The 1,219-nt window shown below is 71.1% G+C and carries 1 protein-coding gene; it reads right to left on the bottom strand.

Annotated features, from left to right (window positions below; translation table 11 throughout):
* Nucleotides 1–782: flagellar motor protein MotA (locus tag AC2W7M_RS25825; protein WP_486135987.1), on the bottom strand; the 782-nt coding region annotated here is incomplete at its 3' end.
* Nucleotides 783–1,219 lie beyond the last annotated feature (437 nt).

The raw sequence follows: 1,219 nt of genomic DNA, 5'->3' as shown, positions 1-1,219 counted from the left end.
CGGCCGCGGGCGGCAGACGCCTCAGGCGCGCGGGCCGCCTCGCGGGCGGGCACCGGCCCCTGTCGAGACTCGCGCACGGTGGTGGAGAGCCAGTCCTCGAGGTCGGTATAGAAGCGGTTCTGCGCCTGGCCTGCCTGAAGGTCCAGGAAGCCCAGCACCAGCGAGCCGGACAGGCCGAACAGCGAGGACGAGAAGGCGATGCCCATGCCGCCCAGCGGCGCGGCGAGCCCAGTCTTCAGGTCCTCGAACACCGAGCCGGAATCCGGCCCCACCTGGAGCGCGCCGATCACCGCGCTGATGGACGAGACGGTCTCCAGGAGCCCCCAGAAGGTGCCGAGCAGGCCGAGGAACACCAGCAGGCCGGTCAGGTAGCGCGCCAGCTCCCGGCTCTCGTCGAGGCGGGTGCCGATGGAATCGAGGATCGAGCGCATGGTGGACTGCGAGATCGCCATGCGGCCGATGCGGTCGCCGAGCAGCGAGGCCATGGGGGCAAGCAGCGTCGGCGGTCGCGAGACCGCAAGGCCCGGATCGGCGAGGCGGAAGGAGTTCACCCAGTCGACCTCCGGAAACAGCCGCGCCACCTGCCGGATGGCGAGGATGATGCCCACCGCGAGCACGCCGAAGATCACCCCGTTGAGGCCGGGATTGTTCATGAAGGCTTCGATGATCTGCCGGTGCAGCACCGCCGCCAGCGCCGCGCACAGCAGCAGGAAGACGATGATCCGGATGAGGAAGATGCGGGGGGACGACACCTTCAGGAATGGATCCACCACGCGCGCCATGGGCCTGCCCCGCTTTTCCTGGAATGCGGCTTTCACAGGTCGAGGCGACCTGCACCCTGAACCGCCGAACCGCCGTTTGCACCGAATTCGCCGCCGACTATGGCACAGCGAGCCCCAAATGGAACCGCGCGGGGCGACAGGGCGATGACTGCAGGCCCGCTTTGGCAGCCCCCGGCGGCCCGCGCGCGCGACACGCCGGGATGGGGCGTCGTCCGCCCCTTCAACGCCGGCAGGGGCTCCGGTACAGTCGTCGGGTGATTCGCGGGGTGCCACCGGCGCGCCCCGCCGTCGAGGAAAGGACACCGGGTCTGATGGCGGGGCGCATGCGGCAACCGCGCTGCCGGAACACCGGCCCGGATTCGGGAAGGCAGAGCCGGGCCGCCCTCCGCCTCGCCGGCAGCGCTCTCGCTGCCTCGCGCCGATCCCGCGCCGCGGCC

Source organism: Xanthobacter sp. BG11Y11_SDJG, from assembly GCF_057364445.1.
This window is presented reverse-complemented; position numbering and strand designations above follow the sequence as displayed.